Origin of the sequence: Tabrizicola flagellatus (genome assembly GCF_046295235.1) — a bacterium.
GTDB lineage: Bacteria > Pseudomonadota > Alphaproteobacteria > Rhodobacterales > Rhodobacteraceae > Tabrizicola > Tabrizicola flagellata_A.
The window spans coordinates 1-4,637 of the sequence record NZ_JBKBLV010000078.1 but is presented as its reverse complement, the minus strand read 5'-3'; the positions used below and the strand labels follow the sequence as shown (position 1 = coordinate 4,637).

General features: G+C 61.7%; 3 protein-coding genes. All 3 read left to right on the top strand.

The genetic code is table 11. The features are described from left to right. Positions 1 to 37: 37 nt before the first annotated feature. Genes ACK4IU_RS18355 through ACK4IU_RS18345 form a run of 3 tightly spaced genes read left to right on the top strand, consistent with a single transcriptional unit; the run spans position 38 to position 4,040 of the window. Entirely contained in the window at positions 38 to 151 is a 114-nt protein-coding gene (locus ACK4IU_RS18355; protein ID WP_409738219.1) for a DUF4411 family protein, read from the top strand. Further along, complete coding sequence (locus ACK4IU_RS18350) at positions 148 to 909, top strand: abortive infection family protein (RefSeq protein WP_409738216.1); 762 nt, start codon at positions 148 to 150, stop codon at positions 907 to 909. Before ACK4IU_RS18355 ends, ACK4IU_RS18350 begins: the two co-directional genes overlap by 4 nt. Further along, positions 909 to 4,040, top strand: a complete 3,132-nt coding sequence (locus tag ACK4IU_RS18345; RefSeq protein WP_409738213.1) for a type I restriction endonuclease subunit R — start codon at positions 909 to 911, stop codon at positions 4,038 to 4,040. Before ACK4IU_RS18350 ends, ACK4IU_RS18345 begins: the two co-directional genes overlap by 1 nt. Positions 4,041 to 4,637 lie beyond the last annotated feature (597 nt).

Sequence of the window (4,637 nt, the reverse complement as noted above, 5' to 3'; positions counted from 1 at the left end):
CGTCACCCACGAGGTTCCTTCGAATTCGACCCGGAAGATCAAGATACCCAATGCCTGCATAGGCTTGGGCATCACCTGCATAAGTCCCTACGAAATGCTGCGGCGCGAACGCGCCCGGTTTGTCCTCGGGCCAGCACCGAGGGCGGCATGAGTGCGGAATGGTATCCGGGGATCAAGACCTTCTGCGCGCATTGGCGTCATGCGCCGATGCTGCAGCAGACGTTCGAGACCCTCCAGCAAACCTTCGCCGAGGGGAACGACGCCTGCATCGACGCTTCAAAGGGTCTCGTCGAATGCGCCTGCCGCGTGATCATTGAAAACCTCGACGATCCGGCCAATCCGATCAAGGAGTGGAAGGACAGCCCGATCAAGGCCGACACCCCGACTTTCAAGGATTGGGTTTCAGGCGCGCTTCGCCTGCTCGAACTGACGGAGAGCCGCGACGATCCCTTCAGCAAGCTCCTGTCGCAACATTTCAAGCTGGTTGACGAGCTGGGACGATTTCGAAACATGGCAGGGCCGATCAGCCATGGGAAAGAGGGGTTCGCCCAGAAGCTCTCGTCCCATCACAGGCGTGCGGCCATCCTGGCGGCCGATGCCCTCGTGAGCTTTCTCCACGAGGCCTATCTCGAGCGCGAACCTGACCCCGTCACCACTCTTGAGCCGTACGAACGTTTCCCGAAATCGAATGCCCTCATCGACTCTCATGTGGTTGCGGAAGCAACGGGCAATGATGACGGATGGCTGGAGGTCACGCTGCATCTCCCCGGAGACGAGACGCTCGACATCGCGATTGAACCTTCGCGCTTGCTTTTTGGCGTTGACCGTGAAGCCTACAAATATGTGCTGGGTTTGTGCCGCGATGCGCCAATGCCTCCTGCGGACAGTGATGCAGAGGAGGCGGCATAATGGCCACTTTGACCGAGGCACAGGTTGAAGGCGTCCTGCTCGATCAACTCGGAGGGCTTGGATACAGTCTCCTGAACGACGCGGTTTCTGGCCCCGACGGCAGCGCACCCGAGCGGGAGGCGTATTCAGACACCTTCCTCGTTGCGCGGCTGCGGGATGCGATGGCCCGGCTGAACCCCCAGATCCCAGAGGATGCGCGCGAGGATGCGCTGCGGCGGGTGGTGGCCTCCGACAGACCCTCGTTGATCGAGGAAAACCGGCGGCTGCATCGGTTAATGGTCGAAGGCGTGCCGGTCGAATACCGGGCAGAGGACGGCACGATCCGCGGAGATGCCGTGCGACTGCTGGACCCCGAGGACGGGCTGAACGACTGGCTGGCCATTGCGCAATTCACGGTGATCGAGAACGGCAACAACCGGCGCCCGGATGTGGTGGTGTTCTTGAACGGCTTGCCAGTGGGTGTGATCGAAGTGAAGAAGCCGGGGGCCGAGACCGCGACCCTCGGCGCGGCCTTCAATCAGCTGCAGACCTACAAGGCGCAGATCCCGTCACTCTTCCGTGCGAATGCCGTGCTGGTCACGACCGACGGTATCCAGGCCCGCATCGGCTCGCTGACTGCCGATCTGGAGCGCTTCATGCCTTGGCGCACGACCGATGGCGCCGAAGTGGCACCCAAGGGTGCGCCGGAAATGCCGGTGCTGATCGAAGGCGTCTTCGCGCGGGACCGCCTCTTGTCGCTGATGCAGGATTTCACGGTCTTTGGCGAGCGACCCGGCGATCTGGCCAAGATCATTGCAGGCTATCACCAGTTTCATGCCGTGAAACGGGCGGTCGCCAGCACAGTTGAGGCGAGCCGTTCCGGGGGTGACCGCAAGGCCGGGGTGATCTGGCACACGCAGGGGTCAGGCAAGAGCCTTCTCATGGCTTTCTATGCGGGCCAGTTGGTGCGCGAACCGGCGATGGAGAACCCGACGATCGTCGTCATCACCGACCGCAATGACCTGGACGACCAGCTGTTCGGCACCTTCTCGATGTGCCGCGATCTGATCCGCCAGACTCCAGTCCAGGCAGAGAGCCGAGAAGACCTGCAGAATGCCCTGTCCCGCGCCTCGGGCGGGGTGGTGTTCACGACGATCCAGAAGTTCGCTCCGGAAAAGGGCGAGGCCTATCCGCTGCTGACGGATCGGCGAAATGTTGTGGTGATCGCCGACGAAGCCCACCGAAGCCAATACGGGTTCAAGGCGCGGATCGAGAAGACCGGCGAGATTGCCTACGGCTTCGCCAAGCACCTACGCGACGCGCTGCCCAATGCCTCGTTCATCGGGTTCACCGGGACGCCGATCGAGAAGGACGATGTGAACACCCCAGCCGTGTTCGGCCATTACATCGACGTCTACGACATCAGTCGTGCTGTCGAAGATGGCGCGACGGTGCCGATCTACTACGAAAGCCGCCTCGCCAGGATCGAACTGCCCGAGGAGGAAAAGCCCAAGGTCGATGCCGAGATCGAGGAACTGACCGAGGACGAAGCCGTCAGCGAACAGGAACGGCTGAAGCGGAAGTGGTCGACCGTCGAGGCGCTTGTCGGGGCCGAGAAGCGGCTGCGCATGGTTGCCGAGGACCTCGTCGCCCATTTCGAGGCGCGCGTGCAGGCGATGGACGGCAAGGCCATGGTGGTCTGCATGAGCCGCCGCATCTGCGTCGACCTCTACAACCAGATCGTCGCACTGCGGCCCGACTGGCATTCCGACGACGACAATGCCGGGCTGGTGAAGATCGTGATGACCGGATCAGCCTCGGACCCGGAAGACTGGCAACCCCATATTGGGGGAAAGGCCCGGCGCGATCTGCTGGCCAAGCGGGCGAAGGATCCGAAAGATCCCCTGAAGCTGGTGATCGTGCGCGACATGTGGCTCACCGGGTTTGACGCGCCCTCGATGCACACGATGTACATCGACAAGCCGATGCGCGGCCACGGGCTGATGCAGGCCATCGCCCGGGTAAACCGCGTCTTCCGCGACAAGCCAGCCGGGCTGATCGTCGATTACATCGGCATTGCCCAGAACCTGAAGTCCGCGCTGGGCCAGTATTCCAGGGCGGACCAGGAACAGGCGGGGATCGATGAGGCAGAGGCCGTTGCCGCGCTGCTGGAGCGGCTGGATGTCGTTCGCTCCATGTTCCACGGTTTCGACTACTCGGCTGGATTGACCGGCACCCCGCACCAGCGGCTCGTCACCCTGGCAGAGGCGTTGAACTGGATCCTGGCCAACCAGGACGAAGCTGCCCAGCGCGAAACCGACAAGGAGGCGAAGAAGGCTGCGCACCGCCGATACCCGGACGCAGTACTGGCGCTCTCCAAGGCCTTCGCCCTTTGCTCCGCCAGCGATACGGCCCGCGATGTCCGCGACGAGGTGGGCTTCTTCCAGACCGTGCGAGCCGCGATGGTCAAGGCGGCCGACAGTTCCGGAACGTCAGCAGCCGACCGCGACCTCGCAATCCGCCAAATCGTCAATTCTGCCGTCGCTTCGACCGAGATCGTCGACATTCTGTCGGCGGCAGGGCTATCATCGCCAGATATCTCCATCCTGTCGGATGAGTTTCTCGCCGAAGTCGGCCAGATGGAGAAGAAGAACCTTGCTCTGGAAGCCCTGAGGAAATTGCTGAACGACGAAATCCGATCGCGCAGCAAGAGCAACGTGATCGAGACCCGGAAGTTCTCGGAGCGGCTCGAAGAGGCCATAGCGCGCTACCATACCAATGCCATTAGCACGGTCGAGGTTCTTCAGGAACTGATTGCGCTGGCCAAGGACGTTCGCGACGCACGAAGCCGCGGCGAAGAGACAGGGCTGACACCAGAAGAGGTCGCATTTTACGATGCGCTGGCCGATAATCAGAGCGCGGTTGACGTGCTCGGCAACGACCAGCTGAAAATCATCGCCCATGAACTACTGAAGGGACTCAAGGCCAACGTCAGCATCGACTGGGCGCACCGCGACAGCGCCCGGGCGCGTCTGAGGGTTCTCGTCAAGCGCATCCTTCGGAAGTACGGCTATCCCCCGGACCTTGAGGAAGCGGCAGTGCGGGGCGTTCTGGCACAGGCCGAAGCGATGCTTTCAGAGATGACACTGTGATGTGTGACTGGCCAAAAGGGCCCGATCTGGCAGGCTGTTGAGGTGGACCACAACAAAGAGCAAATCTCGAGGAGTTGAAGCGCTTTGCAGTTCGTTTCCCGTTCTTCCCTCTCAAGAACCCTTCTCGCACTTGCCGGATTGGCAGGCCCTGCAACCGCAGAGACCTACCAGTTGATCTGCGAAAACCCTCGCCGTGAATACCAAGTGCGTTTCAGCGACGGCGATACAAACATCCAAGTGGACGTACCGGAGGGAACCACGCTCTACCGCGTTCTCGCGGTGGAGGAAACGGAGGCGCGACATGTGGTGGTGGCACTGACAATGAATGATGGACCCACCGTCAGGCTTTCGCTGCGACCCTACCTGCGGATGGAATACTGGAGTGGGAACGAGCTGCTCCAAACTGATGCGTGCCGAACCCAATAGACCGTCGCACCAACAAGGCCCCCCTCCTCTGGTTCCTCCCCGGCCCCGAACGTATGCGGGGGGGCGCAGCGCAGCGTTTCGCTAGCGACAGGCATTTTCACCGGGGAATCCAGGCGGAATCCACTTGGCGCACGACTAGGGGAAAAGCGACACGTTATCAGAGGCTTGTGG